Origin of the sequence: Nocardia colli, assembly GCF_008704205.1 — a bacterium.
Taxonomy (GTDB): Bacteria; Actinomycetota; Actinomycetes; order Mycobacteriales; family Mycobacteriaceae; genus Nocardia; species Nocardia colli.
Genome location: NZ_VXLC01000010.1, coordinates 286,716 through 310,621, shown reverse-complemented (window position 1 = coordinate 310,621; position 23,906 = coordinate 286,716). Strand labels below are relative to the sequence as shown.

Genomic DNA, 23,906 nt, shown 5'->3' with positions numbered 1-23,906 from the left:
CGCGCCGAACGCACACACTGGCAGACTTGTGCCGTGACTGGACGCCCGATAGCTGACGGAACGGCCGAACGCGGGCCGCTACGACCGATCGAGCTGGCTGTCGGGGCGGTGCTCGGCGGGGCGACCGTCGGATTGGTGACCGTCGGCACGGTGATTCCGTTCGCGGCCGCGCTGAACCTGGTCGCCGCGGTGCCCATGGGATTGATCGCACAACGATTCCGGCTGCGCGCGCTGATCACCGCGGCCGCCGCGGCCACGGTGGTCACCTTCGTCGCGACCGGGCTGGTCGCCACCACGGGGCTGATGGCGACGGCGACCATCGCGGGCATCATCGGCACGACCAAGCGGCGCGGCGGCGGATTGGCCTCGGTGCTCGGCCTGTCGGTCATCGCCGGGCTGATCTGGGCCGGCTTCGCGGTCGGTCTGCTGCAACTGTTCTCCGCGGGACGGAACCTGCTGTTCGACACCCTGCGCAACACCTCGCGCGGCATCCAGGAGCTCGCCGCCCGCCAGCAGCAGCTCGAGCCGCTCGGGCGCGCGGCCGCCGACCTCACCGATTCCGTGCTGCGCTGGTGGTGGGCCTGGGTCGGCGGCGGGGTCGCCTCGGGCATGATCGCGACCGCGCTGTTCTCCTGGTTCGTGCTCGGCTCGGTGCTCGACCGGCTGACCTGGCTGCCCGGCCAGGACCGCCTCGACGCGCCGGTCGACGATCGCCCGATCGCGCCGCTGCCGGTCACCTTGCGGGGAGCCGCCTTCCGCTATCCTGGCGCGGTGCGCGACGCGCTGACCGGCATCGACCTGACCGTCGAGGTCGGCGAGTTCGTCGCGGTGGTCGGGCACAACGGCTCCGGGAAGTCGACGCTGACCCGGCTGCTCGCCGGTCTGCCGCCCACCGCGGGAACGGTGCAGCGGCCCGGCTCCGCGGGGCTCGGGCATCAAGGCGGCACCGCGCTGGTGTTGCAGCGGCCGGAGAGCCAGACCCTCGGCGTGCTCGTCGCCGACGACGTGGTGTGGGGCCTGCCGACCGAACTGGCCGCCGACGTCGATGTCGCGGCCCTGCTCGGCGAGGTCGGACTGGACGGCATGGGCGACAAGGAAACCGCCACGCTGTCCGGCGGGCAGCAGCAGCGGCTCGCGGTCGCCGCGGCGCTGGCGCGCAAGCCCGCGCTGCTGATCGCGGACGAGGCCACCTCGATGATCGATCCGGACGGCCGCCGCGAACTCGTCGAACTGCTTGCGGCACTGCCGAAACGGCACTCGATGGCGGTCGTGCTGGTGACCCACCACGAGGCCGACGCGGCCGCGGCCGGCCGGGTGGTGCACCTGGCGCAGGGCCGCGCGGTCGAGCGGTTGCCCGCCTGGCCGCGGCCCGCGCGCGACGTGCGGCGCAGGCCGATGGGCGACACGATCCTCGAACTGCGTGACGTCCAATACACCTACAACCGCGGAACCCCGTGGGAGGCAGCAGCACTGCACTCGGTCGACCTGACCGTGCGCCGCGGTGAGGCGCTGCTGATCGTCGGCGGCAACGGATCCGGCAAGTCCACGCTCGCCTGGATCATGGCCGGCCTGATCGAACCCAGTTCCGGCCGTTGTGAGCTCGCGGGCAAGGCGGTCACCAAGCAGATCGGCCGGGTCGAGCTGGCGTTCCAGCACTCCCGGCTGCAACTACAGAAACAGACGGTCGGCGCGGAGATCGCGGACTGGGGTGGGCGGGCCACCGGGTCCGGTGCGGTCGGACGCGCGCTGGATGCCGTCGGCTTGGATCGGACACTCGCCGCGCGGTCCATCGAGGAACTCAGTGGCGGACAGGCCAAACGGGTGGTGCTCGCCGCGATCGTCGCCTGCCATCCCCAGGTGGTGGTGCTCGACGAGCCGCTGGCCGGGCTCGACCCGGAGGGGCGCGCGGACATCGTGGAACTGCTTGCGCGGCTGCGCGATTCCGGGCTGACGCTGATCGTCATCTCGCACGACGTGGAGGACATGTCCGCGGTCGTCGACCGGACGGTGCACCTGCGCTCCGGGCGGCTGCTCGCGGCCGACTCGGTCACCGAAACCGCCGCCGAGGACGCGGCGCACAAGTCCGAGGCCCGGCCCGCCGCACCGCTGCGGCCGCCGGGTGACGCCGCGTGGCGGCTCGAGCGTGGAGGCCGGTCATGAGTGTGGTGCTGTTTCGCCGGGTTCCGGTGACGAGCCCGGTGCACAACCTGTGGGCCGGCACCAAGATGATCAGCGCGTTCCTGATCAGCTTCCTGCTGATGTTCCTGCCGACCTGGCCGGTGCTCGGCGTGATGATCGTGTTCCTGGTGTTCATCGGGTTGGTCGCCCGGCTGCCGCTCGGCACGCTCCCCCGGCTGCCCTGGTGGTTCTGGGGATTGCTCGCGCTGGGCGCGCTGCTCAACGCGCCGGTCGGCACCCAAGCCGTGGTGCGGTACGCGCAGACGGTGACGTTCGCGCTGATCATGGTCGCCGCGTCGTTCCTGGTCGCCTGGACCACGCCGATGAGCGATATCGCGCCCGCGCTGGCCAAACTCGGTGCGCCGTTGCGCAAACTCCGGGTGCCGGTGGACGAATGGGCCGTCGTGGTCGCGCTGACGTTGCGCGGGCTGCCGCTGCTGATGGAGGAGATCCGGGTGCTGCGCGCGGCGCGCAAACTCCGGCCCAAGGACAACCTGCTCTACCTGGCCACCGAAAACCCGCTGATCGACATCCTGACCGCCGCCATGGCCGTATCCACCCGGCGCGCAGGCGAACTCGGCGAGGCGATCACCGCGCGCGGCGGCACCGGCGAACTCGCCGCCTACCCCAGCTCGCCCGGGCGCGCCGACACCATCGCGCTGGCCATCGTCGTCGCGGTGTGCGCGGGCAGCGCCGTGCTCGGCTTCGCGCTGCTGTAGCCGCCTGCCTAACCCGCCGCCCGGCCGCCGCGGGCGATACTGACCGGGTGAGCGACGGCGACGAGGTACCGGCTTGGCAGCGGCGGACGGCCGGGGAATCGCGGCTGGCGGCGACCGCCGCGGTCATCGCGATAATCGCGTTGCAAGTAGTGTTGCCGGATCGATTCTTGCCCGAGCCTGAATGGTTGCTACCCGGGCTGGAGGGCCTGCTTTTGGTGGTCGTACTGGTCGCCAACCCGGTGCGAATCGACCGCGAGGAGAAGTGGTTCCGGTGGTTGGGACTGACCCTGGTCGGACTACTCGGAGTCGCGACAGCATATTCGGCGGATCGATTGGTGGCCGGGCTGATCGACGGCACGCTCAGTGACGATCCGGCCCGGCTGCTCGGGTCCGGCGGCGCGGTCTGGCTGACCAATGTGGTGGTGTTCGGCCTCGGCTACTGGGAGTTCGATCGGGGCGGCCCGGCGGCCCGGGCGCACGCCCGAAAGCCATTGCCGGACTTCATGTTCGTGCAAATGCAGAACCCCGATCTGGCGAGCCCGGACTGGGAGCCGCAGTTCATGGACTACCTGTATCTGTCGTTCACCAACGCGACCGCGTTCAGCCCGACCGACGTGATGCCGATGTCGCGCTGGGCGAAGGCGATGATGATGGTGCAGTCGGCGATCTCGCTGATTCTGGCCGCCCTGGTCATCGCCCGCGCGATCAACGTATTGCATTGACACAGTCGAATAGCCAACCGCTATAACCGGATTCGCGGTTTCGGAAAAGGACACAAGCCCCCTATTTCTTGGGCTGAACCCCTGCTCGAGCGGTAGAGTTATCTACGGAGTAGCTGTTCTCCGGATCACGTCATTGCCGCGCGCACAGTGGGGGAAAGGGATTCGACGTTGCGCGGCGCTCTCCGCTGCTCGAAACCTGATGAAGAATGGAACACCCGAATGATTCTCCGCAAAATCACCGCGGCCGCCGTGCCCCTGGTCGCCGCCGTCGCGGTCGGCGCGGGCACGGTCCATGCCCAGCCTGCCGTCGCACCCGAGATCGGCTATGCGGCGAAGCTGGTGGGAGACAAGATCATCACCACCCTGACCGGCGGATCGTTCGAAGTGGTCGGCAATGTCGTCGACCTCAAAGACGAGGCCGGGAACACGGTGGTCACCATGCCGCTGGCGTTCCGGCAGGACGGGCTGGAGTTCCCGCTACCGCACGCGGTACGCGACGCCGGCCGGGTCCTGGAACTAACCGTGGTCAAGGACGTCGCGCAGGCGCGCCCGGTCCCGGCGACCGAGATCGCCTCGCCGTTCGAGAACCAGCGTGCGCAGGACGCGTTCCTGTCCCAGTTCGGCATCGCGACCGCGGTCGGCGGGTTCATCGGCACCGTGATCGGCGCGCTGGTCGGGCTGACCGGCATCCTCGGCGGCCCGACGGTGATCGCCAGCGTGCTGGCGGGCGCGGCGGTCGGCGGGATCATCGGCACCATCGTGGCCGGCGGCCCGACGCTGATCGTCGCGGGCATCGACCTGCTCAGCACGCTCGCCGCGCCGCCGGGGACGACCAAGTGGATGGATGAGACCGGACGCGCCAAGAACTGACGCCCGACCGGCGCGGCCCGTACCGAATCCTCGGTACGGGCCGCGTCGTCGTTTGCGCGCTACCGTTCGTGACAACCAGGTGCGACCGGCACACCCGTCACCCGGTCCGCGAGATAGGACATCGCTCCGAACGATTCGATGACGGCGGCCGGGTTGTGGCCGGGCACCACCGAATGCACCGAGGTGATGGTCGCGCCCTGGCCGCAGTATCGGCCGAGCAGGTCGGTGAAGCCGGCGACGGGAACCACATCGTCGCTGTTGCTGTGATAGAGGTACATCGGGATGCCCGGGGCCGGAGTGCCGAGTTCGTGCGGATCGGTTGCCGCACGGAAACTGGGGTGGGACAACAGGTTCGGCACCGAGGCGAAGTCGTCGACGCGGGCGTTGACGTATTTCGTCACCAGATCCGGGCCGCACGCGGCGCTGTCGGCGGCGATCATCGCGCGGCCACGATCGTTGAGCAGATCCATGATTCCGGCGCCCGGGTTGTCCCGGGTGGCGGCGATGACGATCAGCATGGCCAGGCCGGCCTGCATGGTGCCGTCCACGTGCTGGGCGATGGCGGGCCAGTTCGACGGGACGCCGCCGGCGGCGATGCCCGCGATGCGCACGTCCGGCGCGTACTGCGGCTGCATCTGCGCGGCCCACAGGGTGGCGAAGGCACCGCCCGAATAACCCCACGCGGCAATCGGAGTCGCCGGGCCGAGTCCGGCGGCGGGCAGGTCGCGGGCGGCGCGGATACCGTCCAGCACGCCGCGACCGGAATTGACGCCGTCCAGGAACCGGGACTGCGGGCCCTCGTGATCGCTGGTCACCACGGCCCAGCCGCGGCGCAGCGCGTCGGCCATGAACGGGGTGTCGATCAATGCCTGGGCGCCGCCGGGGTCGGCGCCGCCACGCAGCGCGTAGGAGGGCGCGCACCGGGAGCCGAGGCTGTCCTCGGCGATCTGATACGACAGCAGCGGGCGCGGGCCGGGCCCGAGCCACGGCAGCATCGGCACCATGACGGTGGCCACGTCGGCGACCGCCGCGCCGCTCGCGTCGGAGCTGCGGTACTTGACCTGCCAGGTCGAAACCGGAAGCGGCAGACCGAACAACGCGGTCTGGCGGGACTCCACGATCGCGCCCTCAGGGTAGGTCGCGAGGTCGGCGGGCGCGGCGTAGAACGGATCGGCGTCGGGCGGCGGCACCTGAGCTCGAGCGGCCGGCGCGGTGATCAGCGTCGAGGCCACGAGTGCCGCCGCGACGGCGGCCGCGCAGCCGGCTCTGGTCAGCGCCGCGCCGATGCGCCGGACCGGCGCTTCGGGTGGTGCCGTGCTGCCGAGGAGCGATGTCCCCCTACCGATTCCGCCCGGAGTCGCCATGGCAGGCAACCTACCTTGCCGGTGGTCGAACCGGTCGACTCTCGCTCGACGTTTCGCCGACACGCCTAATTCGTTGCCGGAACGACACATTCGGCACATGGCGGCCTCCCCTGTCCGACGAGGCGCGACGGAGTGCGCTTGACGCGGCACTGCGCCGACCGGCTCCGGCCTCGGGGCATCCACAGTAGTGGCGGATCAGGGCCACCGGCAGCGGTCAATCATGGTCAGCCGCACCGCCGCCGGTCGTCCGGCCGCATCGCCGAACGGGACATCGCAGTGTGCGCACTCGGCCTTCGCCGCTGCCATGTCCCGTTCGATGACGCGTCACTTCTGCTGGTGCAGGGCCTTCTTGGCGGCTTCCTGGGCCGAGTCGACCTGACCGGCGAACTTGCCGTCGGTCTTCTGGTCGACGAGGTCGCCGGCCTTGTCGATGACGGTCTCCACCTTGTCCGCGTTCTGCTGGGCCAGGTCGAGCGCCTTGTTCGCCAGGTTCTTGAAGTCCACCGTGTACTCCTCGTCCGAAATGGGTCCAACCGGGCATCACTGTAATCGGCGGCGGTGAACGCCTGCCGTTCAGCGATCAGTCCGAGGCGCCCAACCAGGCCGGATGCCACAGGCGGCCGGTCTCGGTCCAGTTCATGAAGCGCACGGTGCCATGGACTTTCGGCGTCACCCAGACCGCTTCCTTGCGTTCCTCTGCGGTCAGCTCGTTGTCGAACGGGCTGGTCTTGCGTTCGGCCGGACCGAGCCGCTTGGCCAGTTCCTGCATATCGGCATCGTTGAAGCCGGTGCCGACGCGTCCGACGTAGATCAGCCTGCCCTCGTACGGGATGCCGACGAGCAGTGACTTGAAGTTGCGCGCGTCGCTGCGCCGCCAGCCGCCGATCACCACCGCCTGGGTGCGCCAGTTGCGCTGCTTCACCCACGAATGACCGCGCTTGCCCGGCAGATACACCGAATCCTTGCGCTTGGCGATCACGCCCTCCATGCCGTGATCCTGACTGTAGCGCACCGCGTCGGCGCCGGAACCGTCCAGCCGCGGCGGCACGAGCATCGAGGGCGCGGTCCCGGCCAGCGCCTCCAGTACCCGGCGGCGATCCGAATAGCGTTTGCGGACAAGCGAAGTGCCGTTCAGATAGAGCACATCGAAGGCGACGAACACCGCGCGCGCCGCATCCGCCTGCAACAGACCGAGATTGGCGACGCCGTGGTCGTCGAAGACCACCGCCTCACCGTCCAGAACGACGCTGTGCCCGGCCAATTCGTCGGCGAGCGAGGCGATCCCCGGATACCTGGCGGTCACCACGTTGCCCACTCGGCTACGTAAAGTCAGTGTGCCGGAATCTATTTCGGCAATCAGCCGGAAGCCGTCCCACTTCGTCTCGAAGGCCCACTCGTCGGTGCCCAGATCGGTGACATCGCCGGGGGTGGCGAGCATGGGCGAGAGTCCGCGCGGGAACGACGCCGGACCGCTCGGCACCCGGATGATCCGGCCGGACGGCGGATCTGGGTCCGTACCAAGCTTTTTCGCGCTGTCGCCGGGCTGTTCGCGCATCAGATGCATCAGCCACTGGTTGCCGTTGGTCTGGATCAGCGCGTAGCGCCCGTTGAGCCGCTCGCCGTGGAATTCGACGATCACCTCGTCGTCGCGCCACTTCTCGGTCTCGTAGGTGCCCGAATCCCAGATGGTCATCTCCCCCGCGCCGTACTCGCCCCTCGGGATGGCGCCGTGGAAGTCCAGGTACTCCAGCGGGTGGTCCTCGGTGTGCACGGCCAGCCGGTTCTGGTCCGAGCTGGTCGGCGGGCCTTTCGGCACGGCCCAGGACACCAGCACGCCACCGCGTTCCAGGCGGACGTCCCAATGCAGCCGTCGCGCATGGTGTTCCTGCACGACGTAGCGATTGCCCTCGGTCGGTTCCGGGCGATCGGCGGGCACAGGCTCGGGTGTGCGGGCCGGGTCGCGCATCGACCGATACTTGGCCAGCGCGTCGGCGCCGGATTCCGGCGAGGCGGCATTGCCCTTCGGCAGTGCCGGGTCGAGGTCGGCGAGCAGGTCGCCGTCGTCCTGCCAGCGGGCCAGGACCTCGTCGAAACGTAAGTGCCGCAGCTTCTTCCGGCGTTCGATCTCCTTCCAGCTGCGGGGCGCGGCCGCGTTGGGTTGTTCGCGTCCGCGCAGCGAGTAGGGCGCGATCGTGGTCTTGGACGGATTGTTCTGGCTCCAGTCGAGGAAGACCTTGCCGCTGCGCATCGATTTCGCCATCGTGGCGGTCACCAGGTCGGGGTGCAGCTTTTCCAGGTTGGTCGCGACCTGCTTGGCCACCGTGGACGCGCCGCCCGAGCTCAGCTCGCGATCCAGCGGAACGTAGATGTGAATTCCCTTGCTGCCGCTGGTCACCGGGAACGCATGCAGCCCGATCCCCTCGACCATGTCGCGCACCGCGAGCGCGACCCGCGCGCATTCGGCCAGCCCGGTGCCGGGCCCGGGATCGAGGTCGAACACCAGCCGGGTCGCCGGGCCGACCGCGTCGCCGTCGAAGCGCCACTGCTGCACATGGACTTCCAGCGCCGCCTGCTGACCGAGCCAGGCCAGGCCGGCCTCGGAGTCGATCACTGGGTAGGTGACCGTGCGATCGGAATGCTGGATGGTGTGCCGCTCGATCCAGGACGGCGCGTGCGCGGGGAGGTTCTTCTCGAAGAAGGACGGCTCGTCGACCCCGTTGGGCCAGCGCTTCCTGGTGACCGGCCGCCCGGCGATGTGCGGGAGCATGGCCGGCGCGATCGCCGAATAGTAGGCGATGACTTCGCCTTTGGTGGTGCCCGTGGCCGGATACAGCACTTTGTCGAGGTTGCTGAGTTCAACCTCGATGCCACCGAACTTCCGGCGGGATGCCATGCAATCGAGTTTAGAGGCGGGGACCGACAGAAAGCCGGATCCCCGCCGCTCGTCAGACCTGCGGGCTCGAGCTGTCCATGCCCGGCGCGTCCGGGGTGTCCGGCGTGGTGCCCGGCGCACCGGCACCGCCCGGCTGACCCGGCGCACCCGGCTGATCCTCCGGCGGGACCACCTTCTTGGCGGCCTCCTTGCCCTTGGCGATCTTGTCCGAGTACTTGCCCTGGGTCTTCTGATCGATGAAGTCGCCGCCCTTGTCGATGGCGTCGTTGATCTTGTCGGCGTTCTTGGCCGCCGCGTCCTTGCCCTTGCCGACGAGGCCCTTCAGAGTATCCGCGAAGCTCATAGCGTTCGTTCCTTCCTCTAGCCCACTAGCAGGATGTCGTCAACCCACATCTTCCCACCACGAATCCCGTGCTGCGGTGCTACCTGGCTCGACCCGCTGGCCGGGCATCGGAATCGCGATCGCCGTGCCGGCCGCCTCGGCCGCGGTCACCATGCGCCGCACCGGCTCCGACCAACCGTGGAAGGCCAGATTGAAGGTCGCCCAGTGGATCGGCACCAGCAGGCCGTGCCCGGCGTCGCCGGTGCACAGGTCGGCGTGCGCGCGCACCGCTTCCTCCGGGTTCATGTGCACGTCGCGCCACCGCTCGTCATAGGCGCCGATGGGCAGCAGGGTCAGGTCGAACGGGCCAAGGGCCGCACCGGCTTCGGCGAACGCCTTGGTGTAGCCGGTGTCGCCGCCGAAGTACGCCCGCTTGGTCGGGCCGACGATCGACCACGACGCCCACAGCGTGGTGTTGCGGACCAGGCCGCGGCCGGAGAAGTGCCGCGCCTCGGTACAGGTGAGTACCAGATCCGAACCCTCGTGCGCCCGGCCCAGCGCGGACAGCGAAACCGAACCGCCCCAATCCAATTCGATGATCCGGCGTTCCGGCACACCCCAGTGCCGCAGGTGCGCGCCGATGCCGACCGGGACCAGGAACGGCGCGGTCTGGCGCAGCACCAGCTCGCGGACCGTGTCCTTGTCCAGGTGGTCGTAGTGGTCGTGCGAGATGATCACCGCGTCGAGCGCGGGCAGTTCCGACAGCGGCGTCGGTACCGGATGCATCCGGCTCGGGCCGACCAGCGCGGACGGCGAAACCCGTTCGCTCCACACCGGATCGGTGAGCACCCGGTAGCCGTCGATCTCGATCAGCGCGGTGGCGTGGCCGTACCAGGTGACGGCCAGGTCGGCCGCGGTGTCCGGCAACTGCGGGGTCTGCAGCGGGATGACCCCGGTCGGACGGCCGGCGTTGCGCTTGGTGAGCGCCGAAACCAGCAGCGACGGTGCGGATCCCGCGGCCAGCTGACTACTCGGCTCGGTGTTGTGGAACTGGCGGTTGCGGTAGGTCGCCGCGCCGGCCGCGTACGGCTGGATGGCGTTGATCGAGGCGCCCATCGCGGACGGGATGCCCCACGCCGCGCGAACCACCCAGGTCAGGCCCAGTGCACCCGCGGCGGCCGCGGCAAGGCTGCGAATGTTCATCAGCGCCCCAGGAATTTCGCGGCGCGCTTCTCTTGCCTGGCCAATCGGCCCTCCTGCGCGTCGGCGCTGGTCCAGGCCGCCTCGAGCGCGGCGCGCTGCTGCGCGTTGTCCGGCTCGCGGGTGCCGTCGTCGTTGAGCACCAGCTTCATGTGCCGCAGCGACAGCGGCGCGAGCTGGGCGATCTGCTTGGCCCAGGACTGGGCGTCGGCCAGCGAGCCGAGCCGGTTGGCGAAGCCGAAGTTGTAGGCGTCGGCGGCCGTCACCTGATCCGCGCCGAGCAGGATGGTGCGGGCCGGGCCGCCGCCGATCAGCGACACCAGCCTGCGCACCGTCCACCGGTCCACCGAGATGCCGAGCTTGGCCGCGGGCACCGCGATGTAGGCGTCCGGCGCGATGACCCGCAGATCCGAGGCGAGGGCCACCTGCACGCCCGCGCCGAGCGCGCCGCCGTTGATCGCCGAGATCACCGGCACCGGAACCGACTCGATGGTGTGCAGCATGTCCTGGAGTCCCTCGAGGAACTCCTCGGAGTAGACGCCGGACAGATCCGCGCCCGCGCTGAAGATCGGGCCGCGCCCGGTGATCACGATCACCCGCGCGTCATCGGCGACGGCGGCAAGGACGGCTTCGCGCAGCAGCGTGATGAGTTCGAGGTTCAGCGCGTTGCGCCGCTCCTCACGCTGAAGTTCGATGGTCACTACGTCACCGTCTCGGCTAACTCCGAGCATGCGACCTCCCCAACTGAACGATCCGTCTAGTTACATTCACTTTGCCACAGCCGACGGCGTAGACCGCTGAAGCGGATACGATCGGCGGCTGTGCCGACAGACTTCGACCTCCTGGTGATCGGCGCTGGTCAGGCCGGGCTGTCAGCTGGCTATCACCTTCAGCGCCTCGGGCTGCGCCCCGAACAGGACTTTCTCATCGTGGACCATGCACCCGGTCCGGGCGGGGCCTGGCAGTTCCGCTGGCCCTCGCTCACCCTGACCACGGTCAATCGGGTACACGACCTCCCGGGCATGTCGTTCGCCGAGACCTTGCCGCCCGGTTCGGAATCCGCGCCCGCGGCGACCGCGGTGCCGCACTACTACGAGCTCTACGAGAAGCACTTCGATCTGCGGGTTCGCCGCCAGGTCTCGGTGAAGGTGGTGTGCGATCGGACCGAGGACGGCAGCCCGGCCGAGCACGGGCCGATCCTCAACGCGGAGACCGACTCCGCGGGCACGATCCGGGTGCGCGGCCTGATCAACGGGACCGGGACCTGGGAACATCCGTTCATCCCGCGCTATCGCGGCGCGGAGACCTTCGCCGGACGCCAGCTGCACACGCACGACTATCGCACCGCGGCGGAGTTCGCCGGCAAGCACGTGGTGGTGGTCGGCGGCGGCATCTCGGCCGTGCAATTGCTCGACGAGATCTCCCAGGTGACCTCCACCACATGGGTGACCCGTACCGAACCGATCTTCCGCGACGCATCATTCGGCCCGGAAGACGGGCGCGCGGCTGTCGCCAAGGTGGAGGACCGAGTACGCCGCGGACTGCCACCCGGATCGGTGGTCTCGGTGACCGGACTGCGACTCGACGACCGACTACGGGCCGCCCAACGACGCGGTGCACTGCACCGCCTGCCCATGTTCGACCACATCGAACCCGACGGCGTGCGCTGGCCCGACGGCACCTTCCAACCCGCCCAGGTCATCCTCTGGGCCACCGGATTCCGCAGCGCCCTGGACCATTTGGCACCCCTGCGCCTACGCGGCCCCGGCGGCGGCATCACCATGACCGGCCGCCTCGCCACCCAGGTAGCCACCGACCCCCGCATCCACCTCATCGGCTACGGTCCCTCCGCCAGCACCATCGGCGCCAACCGCGCCGGCCGAGCAGCGGCCGTGGAACTGACCGACTATCTGGGGTTGGGTTAGTCCAGGCCGGCGGTCATTGTGTCGGGGTGGGCGCCTACTCGGCCGTTGTTGTCGAGGGCGTTGATGGCGTCCAGTTGGTCTCGGGAGAGTTCGAAGGCGAAGACGTCGAGGTTTTCGGCGATTCGGGAGGGGGTGACGGACTTCGGGATGACTATGTTGCCGAGTTGGAGGTGCCAGCGGATGATCACCTGGGCGGGGGTGCGGCCTACGGCGGCGGCGATCGAGGTGATGGTGGGGTCGTCGAGGAGGGTGCCCTGGCCGAGCGGGCCCCAGGCCTCGGTGGCGATGGCGTGGCCGGCGTGGAAGTCGCGCAGTTCGCGCTGGGCCAGGCGCGGATGTAGCTCGATCTGGTTCACCACGGGGGTTTCGCCGGTCTCGCCGATGAGGCGCTCCAGGTGGGCGACGGTGAAGTTCGAGACGCCGATCGACTTGATCCGGCCCTGTGACTTCAGTGCTTGGAAGGCGCGGAACGTGTCGATGTAGCGATCGGCCTGGGCCACCGGCCAATGGATCAGGTACAGATCGACGTAATCCAGGCCGAGCTTCTTCATGCTCGTGTCGAACGCGCGCAGGGTCGAATCGAAGCCCTGATCGGCATTCCACAGCTTGGTGGTGACGTAGACCTCGTCGCGCGGCAGGCCGAACTCACGGATTGCGCGACCGGTGCCTTCTTCGTTGCCATAGATCGCCGCGGTGTCGATGCTGCGGTAGCCGGCCTCCAGCGCCGCGGTGACGACCGGGGTCACCTCGTCGTCGGGCACCTGGAAAACGCCGAAGCCCAGCTGCGGGATCACGTTGCCGTCGTTCAGGATGATCGAGGGTATGGCGGAGGTCTCGCTTCTGAAGGTCACCCTGCGACGGTAGAAGTGTGGCGGCGAGCCGTCAACGCTGCCCCTTGGCGTGTTGAGCCCCGGTTTACCGCCCGACCTGCGGTTTCTCGCCGGCCAACAGTGACGGTCGCGACTCGATAAGGCGCGCTACGCGACTCGGTAAGCGTCACTGAACACCGAGGCCGGCCATCGTCTCGAACAGGCCGGCGGCCTTGCGGATGTCGCGGCGCACCGCGTCCGGGGCGTCGCCCGACTGCAACCGATGCCGGATCTCCGCGTGCAGCGCGCGATCGATGCCGGCGAGGGCGGCCGCCAGCACCCGTGGTGTTGCGTCACGTTTGCCCGCGCCGATCGACTCCGTAATGGCCTCGGCGAGCGCGGCCTCGGTCTGTTCGCCGAGCAGGCGCAGCCGAGCCTGTAGCGCCGGGCTGGCGTCGACCAGTTGCCAGAAGGTCGTGGCTTCGGCGGACAAGCCCAAAGTCGGCTCGTCGCGCCGTAGTTCGTCGAGGAACAGGCGGTGCACCGCCGCCGCGGGCGACTCGTCGGCGGCGCGTTGCCGTACCGCGCCCGCGAGCCGGTCGATCACCTCGGCTTGCCGATCGAAGAAGAGATCCTCCTTGGTCGGGAAGTAGTTGAAGACGGTGTTGATCGACACCCGGGCGGCGTCCGCCACCTCGGCGACGGTGACCCGGTCGAAGCCGTGCGCGCCGAACAGACCCATCGCGGCGTCGGCGATGGCCAGCCGGGTTGCCCGCTTCTTTTCCTCGCGCAGCGCCATGGTCCTCCTCGTCGGTACGCCCGAATTGTAGCGTGACACCAATTTTGGTGTGACACCAAATATCGATGCTACGGTCGGCCCATGGCTCTTCGATTCGGGATCTACGCGGGCGGGCTCGGCGCCGACGAACACGGCAATCTGACGCCAGGGCCGCCGGAACAGGCCGAACAGATCGGTGCGGCGCTCGACGCGCTGCACGGCGAACATCCGTTCCTGGCCCGGGGATATCTGCTCTACGGCGAGAGCATCGGCGGCGTGCGCGAGGCCCCGCCGGACGTGGCGCAATACGCCCAGAACAGCCGGAAGCTGGATCTGGTGGTGTGCTTTCACGACCGCAGCGCGGACCTGTCGGGCTGGCTGGATTACCTCCGCGCCCAGCTGCGGCGATTCGGGTCGCGGCTCGCGTCGTTGCAGGTCGCCGAGGAGGCCAATCACGCGGGTCCCGGTGGGGACGGCGGGTTTCCGGCGGTGCGGCAGGCGATCGTCGAAGGGGTGATCGCAGCGAAGGAGGAAGCCGGGCGGCTCGGCCTGGATGTGCGGATCGGGTGCAATTCGACACCGATCTTGGATCCCGCACAGGAGTTCTGGACCGATCTCGGGCGGCGCGGCGGGCGGGAGTTCGTCGACGCGCTCGACTATGTGGGCCTGGACTTCTTCCCGGATGTGTTCCAGCCCATCGCTTCCGCACAGTTGGTCGATGCGGTCACCGCGGTGCTGACCGGGTTCCGGCAGCAGAGCCTGACCGCGGCCGATATTCCGGAGTCGACGCCGATGCACGTCACCGAGACCGGTTGGCCGACCGGGCCGGGCCGGTCGTATGCGCGGCAGGAAGCGGTGCTGGACAGTGTGGTTCGCACCGTCGACGCGCTCGCCTCCACGCTCAATATCGACACGTACGAGCATTTCGCGTTGCGCGACGCGGACACCGGGCACGGCGATATGAACTTCGAGTTCGGTTTGCTGCGTTCGGATTACACGCCGAAGCCGGCGTTCGCGCGGTATCGGGAGTTGATCGCGGAGCTCAGCGCGCCGGGCGCTTAGCCGTCTGCCGCTTTCGGGAGGCCGAGTCTGCGGTAGCGCTGTTGACGCAGGGCACAGAGTTCGGCGGCGGGGCGTTGCCGGAGCTGAGCGAGTTCGTCGGCGATGGCGGCGCCCATGCGGCGGGCGAAGTCGACCGATTCGTCGGCGGCGTCGGGGTATTCGGGCACGATGCGGTCGACCACGCCGTCGGCGAGCAGGTCGGCGGCGCGGATGCGCTGGGACTCGGCCAGTTCCGCGGCGTGCTCGGTGTCGCGGTGGACGATGGCGCTCGCGCCCTCCGGCGGCAGCGGGGCCAGCCAGCCGTGGGTGGCGGCCAGGACGCGGTCGGCGGGGAGCAGGGCCAGCGCGCCGCCGCCGGTGCCCTGACCGAGCAGCACCGAGACAGTCGGAGTGGCCAATGTCACCAAATCCGCGATGCAGCGGGCGATCTCGGGTGCCAATCCGCGCTCCTCGGCCTCCCTCGACAGGGCGGCGCCGGAGGTGTCGATCACCAGCACGAGCGGCAACCGCAACTCTTCGGCAAGCGCCATGCTGCGGCGCGCTTCCCGTAATGCGGCGGGCCCCATGGAGTACCCGCCTTGCTGCCCGGATCGGTCGTGCCCGAACACCACGCACGGCTGGCCGCGGAAGCGCGCCAGTGCGTGCACGACGGTCCGATCCGCTTCGCCCTGTCCGGTTCCGCTCAGCGGAACCCGTTGTGTCACATGGCGTAACAGGTCTCGAATACCGGGCCGGTCCGAGCGGCGCGAGATCACAACGGACTCCCACGCCGAGACCGCGTCGGGCAGCTTCCGGTCCGGGCGCGGAACATGTTCGCTCGCAGGCGAATCCGGAATCCCACTGAGGACGCTCAGCGCACGATGCGCGATACGCCGGAAGATGGACACGGTGATGGCACCGTCGATAACTCCACGGCGGTAAAGGTTTTCGGCCGTCTGCACACCTTCGGGGAACGGCTGACCGTACAGCGCCTGATAGACACGCGGCCCGAGAAACCCGATCAACGCGCCGGGTTCGGCAAAAGTCATGTGCCCCAACGAACCCCACGAGGCGAAGACGCCGCCCATGGTGGGATTGCGCAAGTAGACCAGATAGGGATGCCCCGCGGCCTTGTGCGCGGCGACCGCACCGGCGATCTTCACCATCTGCACGAACGCGACGGTGCCCTCTTGCATGCGGGTGCCGCCGGAGGTCGGCGAAGCGACCAGGGGCAGCCCGAGTTCGGTGGCCCGCTCGACCGCGGACACGATTCGTTCCGCCGCGGCGACCCCGATCGAACCCGCCAAAAAGCCGAACTCACAGGCGATTACGGCGACCCGGCGGCCACGCAGCAGTCCCTCGCCGGTGAGCACCGACTCATCGGTGCCCGCCGCGACCGCAGCCTTCTGCAACGCCTCGCGGTATCGCGTGGTCGCGGCCACCGCGATCGGTGGCCGGTCCCAGCTGACATACGAGTCGGTGTCGAGCAGTTGCCCGAGTAGTTCGCGCGCCGAAATCCTCACCGCGCGAGCACTCAGTAGCCCTGCATCACCTTGCGCAGGGCGTACTCGGTGAGCGCGACCAAGGCCTGCTTGGCCGGCTCGCGACGCCGGGCGTCGATGGACAGGATCGGCACGTCCGCCGGGACCGCGAGGGCCTGCCGGATGTCCTCGATCGGGTACCGCGGCGCGTCGTCGAATTCGTTGAGCGCCACCAGGAACGGTAGGCCGCGCGCTTCGAAGTAGTCGACGGCCGCGAAGCTGTCCTCGAGCCTGCGGGTGTCGACCAGGACCACGGCGCCGATGGCGCCGCGGATCAGGTCGTCCCACATGAACCAGAATCGGTACTGGCCCGGCGTACCGAAGAGGTACAGCACCAGATCGTCGGCGAGGCTGATCCGGCCGAAGTCCATCGCCACGGTGGTGGTCGACTTCATCGGGATGCCCGTCAAATTGTCGATTCCGGTACTGGCATTGGTCACCAATGCCTCGGTGCGCAGCGGAACGATCTCCGAGACAGCACCGACCATCGTGGTCTTACCGACACCGAAGCCACCCGCGACCACGATCTTCGCCGACGTTGGCTTGCTGGTACGGGTGTCGACCTGCGCCGTCGAATCAAATACGCCGGAGTCCACTGAGAACCCTTTCGATCAGCTCGCGACGTTCATCGTCGCTGGAATCGTCTTTCAAAGTCGCCGAAACGCGTACATGCCCGGCCTCGATCAGGTCGGCAACCAGCACGCGAGCCACCCCGATGGGGATACCAAGTCGGGCTGCTACCTCAGCGACGGACGGCGATTCTCTGCACAACTCCACGATTGACGTCTCGATGTTGGTCAGTTCGAACTGCCGCTCCAGGGCGACCGGATGCGATGCGACGAGCGCCTCCAACGCCAACTCGACCGCGGGCCTCGTTCGGCCTGCGGTCAACGAGTATGGGCGGACGAGACTGGGCTCGGCGCTCCCCAAGCGGTGATCTTCTATGTCCATCCCACCATCAGGAACCCATCGTGACGCGTGGCGTGGCCTGAACTGTCTGGCCAACCCGCTCGACCAACAACGCCATCTCGTAGCCGACCTGACCGATGTCGCACGACGTGTTGGTCAGCACGGCAAGGTACGAGCCGTCGCCGACCGCCATGAGTAGCAGGTAGCCGTGCTCCATCTCGACGACGGATTGCAGCACGGTGCCGCCCTCGAACAGGTTCGAGACGCCGACCGAGAGGCTGGCCAGTCCGGCGGTAACGGCCGAGAGCTGCTCGGCACGGTCGACGGGCAGCTGAGCGCTCGCGGCCATGAGTAGGCCGTCAGCCGAGACCAGGACGGCATGGGCTACGCCAGGAACCTCGTTGGCGAAGTTCGAAACCAGCCAATCCAGCTGACGATTCGTACCACCTAGATCGGGGTTCATCGGTCTCCTTTATCTCCGGTTAAGTTCATTGCTCTCATCGCGCGGCCGTCCCGGACGCCCTGCTGATGGCGACTCAGGCTGGACCTGATCGTTTCTGGATCACGGCTCGGTGCTCGTTCCACCGCACCGTTGACGGCGCCCGGGACCAGCCTTCCGCCCGGATTGCGTTGCGGCAACCCGGCCGCCGTCCTTGTTTCGGATTGTGCCTCGCTGGCCGCCCGAGCCGCCTGCCATCCTTCATCACCGGGTGATTCGAAGGAGGCGGCCACGGTGGACCTGTCCATATTCGGGTCTGACAGCCACGCCGACATCATTTCCGCGAAAATCGGTGTCCCGCCCATGACGGAATCGCCGGTCTCGACCGCGGGCTGAAGCCTGGTCTGGAAGAACGACGCCGTCCTGGTCGGGTTGGCGCGGTAACTGTGCCTGCCTGGATCGCCGCCTGCGGCCTCCGCATCCTTCGGCTGCTCGTCGACGCCGGGCAGCGTACCCCGGCCGCGCTGGGACAGACCAAGGCCCGGCGAGGAATCCCGCTGCGGCAGACCGTCACCCGGCTCGCGCTGGGGCAGGTTCGGCGGCACCTGGGTGCCCGGCTGCCGCTGCGGCAGGCCGGTCGGTGTCGTCTCCCGCTGCGGCAGGCTGGCCGCCGCGTGCCGCTGGCCACCGGTGCTCGGATCGCGCTGCGGCAGACCGCCCGCACTCGGGTCACGCTGCGGCAGACCACCGGAACTCGGATCGCGCTGCGGCAGACTCGAATCGCGCTGCGGCAAACCGCCCGCACTCGGGTCACGCTGCGGCAGACCACCGATGCTCGGATCCCGTTGCGGCAAGCCACCGGACGCGGACTCACGCTGCGGCAGACCACCGGAACTCGGATCGCGCTGCGGCAGACTCGAATCACGTTGCGGCAGACCACTCGCGGTCGGATCCCGTTGCGGCAGAACACCGGACGCGGACTCACGCTGCGGCAGACCACCGATGCTCGGATCCCGTTGCGGCAAGCCACCGGACGCGGACTCACGCTGCGGCATACCGTTCTCGCCACGCTGACGACGCGGCAGGCCACCTGCGGTCGGCTCGCGCTGCGGCAAGCCGCCCGCGGTCGGCTCACGCTGCGGCAAGCCACCCGCGCTCGGATCCCGTTGCGGCAGACCGCCGGACGCGGACTCGCGCTGCGGCAGGTCACCGGACGCAGGCTCACGCTGTGGCAAACCACCGGCATTCGGGTCGCGTTGCGGCAGGCCCTCCCGCTGCGGTAAGCCGCTCGGCCCGGTCTGCCGTTGCGGCAGACCACCCGGGGCGCTGTCGCGCTGCGGCAGTCCGCCCGCGCTCGGGTCCCGCTGCGGCAGCACGCCCGGCGTGGAATCCCGTTGCGGGAGCCCGTTCTCGCCACGCTGACGCTGCGGCAGGCCGCTGGGCGGCTGCGCGAGACCACTGATGCTCGGCTGCGGTACGCCGTTGCTGCCCGGCTGACGCTTGGGCAGCTCGCCCGAATTCGCGTCCCGCGGCGGCAGACCCGTCACGGTCGGCTCGCCCGGACCACCCGGCTGCCGCGGCGGCGGACCGCCGGGGGCGAGATTGCGCTTGGGTAGGTTCGCGGCGGCGAGCTTGCCGCGCTGCGGCCCACCGGACGGCGGACCACCCGGTGCGGGGCGCAGCGTCGCACCCGGCTGCTGTGCGTTCGATTGCAGCCCGGACGCCATCGAGTTACCCGGCTGCCGCTGCGGCAGCCCACCGCCGGCCGGAATCGGCCCGCTGGGGTTGGCCTTGGTGATCGGCAGCGGTCCGCTGACGCCGGGATCGACGGTCACCATGACGTTGCCGCCCGGGGTCCGGGTGATCGCCCGCATCTGCATCGACGACGGAGCGGCCGGCCGCGGCCGCTCGCCCGCCTGCGGCGACGGGGTGACCGGCTGCGCGGTGATCGGCTTGCCCGCGACGATGAGCCCGCCGGGAACGTGCACGGTCACCGTGACGCCCGGATCGCGCGCGGTGTCGAAGGTCGGGCGCAGCCGCACGGTGAGCCCGTGCCGCTCGGCCAGCCGGCCGACCACGAAAAGACCCATGTGCCGGGCGGTGTCGGGGCCGGGCTCGGCGGTCTGTTCCAGACGCCGGTTGATATCGGCCATTTCGGACGGCGGCATACCGATGCCGCGGTCGGCCACCTCGATGAGCATGCCCTGGTCGTGCGCCTGCGCGAAGGTGAACTTCACGTCGGTCTCCGGCGGGGAGGCACGCAGCGCGTTGTCCAGCAGCTCGGCGAACAGGTGCGCCATGTCCGAGGCGGCGGGCTCGACCAGCGAACCACGCGGCGTGGCACCCAGTTTCACGCGCTCGTAGTCCTCGACCTCGGAGATCGCGGCCCGCAGCACGTCGGCGATCTCGACCGGGGCCGACTTCGCGCGCCGCTGCCGGGTGCCGGCGAGGATGAGCAGGTTGTCACCGTTACGCCGCATACGAGCGGCGAGATGGTCGAGCCGGAACAGGTTCTCCAGCAGCCGCGGGTCCTTCTCGTCGTACTCCATCGCCTCGATCAGGCTGAGCTGATGGTCGACCAGGGACTTGGAGCGGCGGGCCAGCGTCTCGAACATGTCGTTGACCTGTGAACGCATCTGCGCCTGGTCGCTCGCGAGGCGCAGCGCCTGGCCGTGGATGTCGTCCACCGCGCGGGCCAGCTGGCCGATCTCCTCGGTGCTGCGCACCGGCATCGGTTCCAGCGGCACCTCTTCCGGCGACGCGCCGGTGCGGAGCTGGGCCACCTCGTGCGGCAGGTCGCTCTCGGCAACCCGCAAGGCGGCCAGGCGAAGCCGGTGCAGCGGCACGATCATCGAGCGCGCCACGAACACCGCGAGCAGCAACGCCGCGAGGATGGTGGCGACGACGACCGCGGTGTAGGTCCACGCGTCCCGTTGCGCGGTGGACACCAGCGAGTTCATCGCGCTGTCGATGTCCTTGGTCGCCCGGCTCACCACGAGCTCGTAGACCGCGAGACTGTCGGTGAGCGACTTCTTCAGATCGCCGACCGGAATCTGACCGGCCTGCGACTGCGGGCTGTTCAGCAACGTCACGCGAGTGTCGATGCCCGCGCGCAGATCGGCGATCGAGGTGTCCCCGTCGGCGAACCGATGCGACAGCACGCCGAGCAGCGAGCGCTCGGTGTTGGCCGCGGTGAGGAAGCCCGGCGTGCCGACCTTCGGGTCCTTCAACACTTCTGGGAACGCGGCGACCTCGCCGACCAGCGTCGCACGCGTGTTGAGCGAGTCGACGAGGCGCAGCTTGGCCGTGTCGACCGCGGTGTCGCTGACCTGGCCGACCGTCGTCTCGACGATCCGCACGCTGTCATTACGCACCCGGTCGATCAGGCCGATGGCATCCGAGCTCGGCCCGGTGCTGACGTTCTTGCCTTGCTGCCGAACGGCTTTTGCCTGATTGAGCATGCTGTCCAACGCCGAACGCGCGCCGGACACACCACTGAGCTTGTCGGCGGCCTTCTCCGCGTTGGCAATCGCCTTGTCGAGATCGGCGAGGTTCTGGTCGGTCACCACCGAGACGTTCGGCGCGACCGCGATCATCTGCGAACCGACAGTCGTCGCCGTCTGCGCGCTCAGCGCCGTGACGGCCGGAATGGCCTGGACGTTCTCCGCGACGTCGGCGAGCCGACCCGAGTTGGTGAACTCCGATGAAATCCTGGACACGCCAAGGCCTACCGCGACGGCCAGCGGGACGGCGAGAACTGCCGTCACCTTCCAGCGCAGGTCCCAGTTGCCGAGCGCCCAGCGCCTTCTGCCGGACCTAGCGGCCTCACGCATCTCCCACTCACTTTCCAAACTGGCCCCAACCACGCGCCATCAGCGAACCTCCACACGCATACTGGCTCGACAGGCGGAGCTGGCCGAGAACTGCGGCTGGCCGAGAAATTGCGTCTACGACGGCCCAAATAAGTGACATCAGATTCTAACGGATCAATAACTTCTTGGGTGACTCCGAGTAAGCATGCGACCCTTGACCTGGCCGTTCCAGGCAAAACCAAAGGTCACAACACCCACCCGGGCGTCGCGTGAAGTCTGCCACAATCAACCAGATCTATCGAGGCGGGCATCGAGGCGAGGCTAGGGAGTCACGGGTTTGAACGTGCGGCACGAGTACCGACCGGTCTATCAGACCAGCTTGGTCGACCCCGCCGAGTTCTGGGCCGGGGCGGCTGAAGCCATCGATTGGGTGGTGCCACCGACCCAGATCATCGACCCGGCTGCTCGCCCGGTGGCCAGGTGGTTCACCGATGCTCGCCTCAACACCTCCTTCAATGCCCTCGACCGGCATGTGCACGGTGGCAGCGCGGCGGAGGGGGGCCTAGCGGATCAGCCCGCCTTAATATACGACTCCGCTATGACCGGCGCCAGAGGCGTTTTCACCTATGCGGAGCTGCTGGAAAAGGTTACTGAGTTCGCCGGCGCGATGAGCCGGCTCGGGGTGGTCGCGGGCGATCGCGTCATCATCTACCTGCCGATGATCCCGGAAGCCGTGATCGCGATGCTGGCCTGCGCGCGCATCGGCGCGGTGCACTCGGTGGTGTTCGGCGGCTTCGCCGCGCCGGAGCTCGCCGCGCGCATCGACGACGCGGAACCGGTGTTGATCATCACAGCATCCGGCGGCCTGGAACCGGGCAAACAGCTCGAATATCCGCCGATTGTGTTGCAAGCCTTGGATCTCGCCGCGACCACGGCGCCGCGCACGGTGATCGTGAAGCAGCGGCCGCAGTTCCCGACGATCCACTTCTCCGCGCCGCAGGCCGCGACCGAATCCCTGCCGAGCTCCGCACAGACCGTCGCCGCCCAGTGGCTCGATTGGGACGACGCTGTCCGAGATGCGCCACCGGCCGAGCCGGTCGCGGTCGCCGCGACCGATCCGCTCTACATCCTCTACACCTCGGGCACCACCGGGAAACCCAAAGGGGTGGTTCGGGACAACGGCGGACACGCGGTTGCCCTCGCCTGGTCCATGCGCAACATCTACGACATCGGCCCGGGACAGGTGATGTGGACCGCCTCCGATGTCGGCTGGGTGGTCGGGCACTCCTACATCGTCTACGCGCCGCTGCTGGTCGGCGCGACCACGCTGCTCTACGAGGGCAAGCCGATCGGCACGCCGGACGCGGGCGCCTACTGGCGGGTGGTGGCCGAGCACAAAGTTCGCGTGCTGTTCACCGCGCCGACCGCGCTGCGCGCCATCCGCAAGGCCGACCCGGAAGCCGAACTGGCGCACGGCCACGACCTCTCCTCGCTGCGCGCGCTGTTCTGCGCGGGCGAGCGACTAGATCCCGCGACCTACGCCTGGGCCGACGAGGTGCTGCTCGCCGATCGCACCGACTGCCCGGTGGTGGACCACTGGTGGCAGACCGAGACCGGCTGGCCGATCTGCGCGAATCCGCTGGGGCTGCAACAACTTCCGATCAAGGCGGGCTCGGCCTCGGTGCCGGTGCCGGGCTACCGGCTGCGGGTGCTCGATTCCGAGGGCAACCCGGTGGCGCCGAATATCGAGGGCAACATCGTGATCGGGCTGCCGCTGCCGCCCGGCACGCTGACCGGTCTGTGGAACGACGACGAGCGCTACAAGCGTTCGTATCTGACCGCCTACCCCGGCCACTACCTCACCGGCGACTCCGGCTACTTCGACGAGGACGGGTACCTCTACGTGCTCGGCCGCAGCGACGATGTGATCAACATGGCCGGGCACCGGTTGTCCGCGGGCAGCATCGAGGCGGCCATCGCCGGGCACCCGGCGGTCGCCGAGTGCGCGGTGATCGGGCTGCCCGATGAACTCAAGGGCCATCGGCCGCTGGCCTATGTGGTGCTCAAGTCGGGCGTCGAGGTCGATCCCGCGCAGCTGCGTGACGAGCTGATCGAACGGGTCCGCGCGCAGATCGGCGCGATCGCCACGCTGCACGACGCGGTCATCGTCACCGCGCTGCCGAAGACCAGGTCGGGCAAGATCCTGCGCAAGACCATCCGGCAGATCACCTCCGGCGAGCCGTACGAGGTGCCGTCCACCATCGAGGATCCGTCGGTGCTCGAGGCACTGGAAGAGCAGATCCACGCGGCTCGTCCCGCCTCTCCGAGTATTTAGGCCAGACTCGGGTGCCGCGACTGTGCCGTTGGCGCCCGGCGGCAAGTTA

Annotated in this window: 20 protein-coding genes; 7 read left to right on the top strand and 13 right to left on the bottom strand. The window is 68.9% G+C overall.

Features of this window, described 5'->3' with window-relative positions; translation table 11 throughout:
* Positions 1-33: 33 nt before the first annotated feature.
* The 4 genes from F3087_RS22410 to F3087_RS22395 all read left to right on the top strand — a co-directional run bounded on the left by F3087_RS22410 (position 34) and on the right by F3087_RS22395 (position 4,489).
* Positions 34-2,160 (top strand): ATP-binding cassette domain-containing protein, encoded by a 2,127-nt coding sequence (locus F3087_RS22410; RefSeq protein ID WP_150403972.1) that lies wholly within the window; start codon positions 34-36, stop codon positions 2,158-2,160.
* A complete protein-coding gene (locus tag F3087_RS22405) occupies positions 2,157-2,897 on the top strand; it encodes an energy-coupling factor transporter transmembrane component T family protein (protein ID WP_150403971.1) in 741 nt (246 codons plus the stop codon). Before F3087_RS22410 ends, F3087_RS22405 begins: the two co-directional genes overlap by 4 nt.
* 47 nt (positions 2,898-2,944) lie before the next feature.
* Entirely contained in the window at positions 2,945-3,619 is a 675-nt protein-coding gene (locus tag F3087_RS22400; RefSeq protein WP_150403970.1) for a DUF1345 domain-containing protein, read from the top strand.
* 219 nt (positions 3,620-3,838) lie between these two features.
* Positions 3,839-4,489 (top strand): ammonium transporter, encoded by a 651-nt coding sequence (locus F3087_RS22395; protein ID WP_150403969.1) that lies wholly within the window; start codon positions 3,839-3,841, stop codon positions 4,487-4,489.
* A 59-nt stretch (positions 4,490-4,548) separates the two neighbouring features.
* Here F3087_RS22395 and F3087_RS22390 read toward each other — a convergent pair whose 3' ends face one another.
* The 6 genes from F3087_RS22390 to F3087_RS22365 all read right to left on the bottom strand — a co-directional run bounded on the left by F3087_RS22390 (position 4,549) and on the right by F3087_RS22365 (position 10,999).
* Positions 4,549-5,853, bottom strand: a complete 1,305-nt coding sequence (locus tag F3087_RS22390) for a lipase family protein (protein WP_191094090.1) — start codon at positions 5,851-5,853, stop codon at positions 4,549-4,551.
* Positions 5,854-6,177: 324 nt separating this feature from the next.
* Complete coding sequence (locus F3087_RS22385; protein WP_150403967.1) at positions 6,178-6,357, bottom strand: antitoxin; 180 nt, start codon at positions 6,355-6,357, stop codon at positions 6,178-6,180.
* A gap of 76 nt (positions 6,358-6,433) precedes the next feature.
* Complete coding sequence (locus F3087_RS22380; protein ID WP_150403966.1) at positions 6,434-8,746, bottom strand: ATP-dependent DNA ligase; 2,313 nt, start codon at positions 8,744-8,746, stop codon at positions 6,434-6,436.
* Positions 8,747-8,798: 52 nt separating this feature from the next.
* Positions 8,799-9,089 carry an antitoxin gene (locus F3087_RS47465; RefSeq protein WP_150403965.1) on the bottom strand — a complete coding sequence of 97 codons (291 nt, stop codon included), beginning with the start codon at positions 9,087-9,089 and terminating at the stop codon, positions 8,799-8,801.
* A 39-nt stretch (positions 9,090-9,128) separates the two neighbouring features.
* Positions 9,129-10,271, bottom strand: coding sequence for an MBL fold metallo-hydrolase (locus tag F3087_RS22370; RefSeq protein WP_150403964.1), 1,143 nt, complete (start codon positions 10,269-10,271; stop codon positions 9,129-9,131).
* The gene (locus tag F3087_RS22365; protein WP_150403963.1) at positions 10,271-10,999 is read right to left on the bottom strand and encodes an enoyl-CoA hydratase; all 729 of its coding nucleotides are present in this window, start codon (positions 10,997-10,999) and stop codon (positions 10,271-10,273) included. Before F3087_RS22365 ends, F3087_RS22370 begins: the two co-directional genes overlap by 1 nt.
* Before the next feature lie 90 nt (positions 11,000-11,089).
* On the opposite strand from F3087_RS22365, the gene F3087_RS22360 reads away from it, so the two are divergent.
* Positions 11,090-12,193: an NAD(P)-binding domain-containing protein gene (locus tag F3087_RS22360; protein ID WP_150403962.1), complete on the top strand. Its 1,104-nt coding sequence runs from the start codon at positions 11,090-11,092 to the stop codon at positions 12,191-12,193.
* Here F3087_RS22360 and F3087_RS22355 read toward each other — a convergent pair.
* Positions 12,190-13,044 carry an aldo/keto reductase gene (locus tag F3087_RS22355; protein ID WP_150403961.1) on the bottom strand — a complete coding sequence of 285 codons (855 nt, stop codon included), beginning with the start codon at positions 13,042-13,044 and terminating at the stop codon, positions 12,190-12,192. The genes F3087_RS22360 and F3087_RS22355 overlap by 4 nt on opposite strands.
* A gap of 145 nt (positions 13,045-13,189) precedes the next feature.
* Complete coding sequence (locus F3087_RS22350; RefSeq protein WP_150403960.1) at positions 13,190-13,801, bottom strand: TetR/AcrR family transcriptional regulator; 612 nt, start codon at positions 13,799-13,801, stop codon at positions 13,190-13,192.
* A gap of 81 nt (positions 13,802-13,882) precedes the next feature.
* Between F3087_RS22350 and F3087_RS22345 the strand changes: the two genes are divergently transcribed.
* Positions 13,883-14,842: a hypothetical protein gene (locus tag F3087_RS22345; RefSeq protein ID WP_150403959.1), complete on the top strand. Its 960-nt coding sequence runs from the start codon at positions 13,883-13,885 to the stop codon at positions 14,840-14,842.
* On the opposite strand, the gene F3087_RS22340 is transcribed toward F3087_RS22345, so the two are convergent.
* The 5 genes from F3087_RS22340 to F3087_RS22320 form a co-directional block, all read right to left on the bottom strand.
* Positions 14,839-16,344 (bottom strand): acetyl-coenzyme A carboxylase carboxyl transferase subunits beta/alpha, encoded by a 1,506-nt coding sequence (locus F3087_RS22340; RefSeq protein ID WP_150403958.1) that lies wholly within the window; start codon positions 16,342-16,344, stop codon positions 14,839-14,841. The two genes, F3087_RS22345 and F3087_RS22340, sit on opposite strands and share 4 nt — an antisense overlap.
* An 11-nt stretch (positions 16,345-16,355) precedes the next feature.
* Positions 16,356-16,850, bottom strand: coding sequence for a GTP-binding protein (locus tag F3087_RS22335; protein ID WP_228541077.1), 495 nt, complete (start codon positions 16,848-16,850; stop codon positions 16,356-16,358).
* Between the two features lie 88 nt (positions 16,851-16,938).
* A complete protein-coding gene (locus tag F3087_RS22330) occupies positions 16,939-17,313 on the bottom strand; it encodes a DUF742 domain-containing protein (protein WP_040731099.1) in 375 nt (124 codons plus the stop codon).
* 7 nt (positions 17,314-17,320) lie between these two features.
* Positions 17,321-17,734, bottom strand: a complete 414-nt coding sequence (locus F3087_RS22325; protein ID WP_011207200.1) for a roadblock/LC7 domain-containing protein — start codon at positions 17,732-17,734, stop codon at positions 17,321-17,323.
* On the bottom strand, positions 17,731-21,543 hold the full coding sequence (locus F3087_RS22320; RefSeq protein ID WP_191094089.1) for a HAMP domain-containing sensor histidine kinase: 3,813 nt from the start codon (positions 21,541-21,543) through the stop codon (positions 17,731-17,733). Before F3087_RS22320 ends, F3087_RS22325 begins: the two co-directional genes overlap by 4 nt.
* A gap of 316 nt (positions 21,544-21,859) precedes the next feature.
* On the opposite strand from F3087_RS22320, the gene F3087_RS22315 reads away from it, so the two are divergent.
* Entirely contained in the window at positions 21,860-23,857 is a 1,998-nt protein-coding gene (locus F3087_RS22315) for an AMP-binding protein (RefSeq protein WP_150403957.1), read from the top strand.
* Positions 23,858-23,906 lie beyond the last annotated feature (49 nt).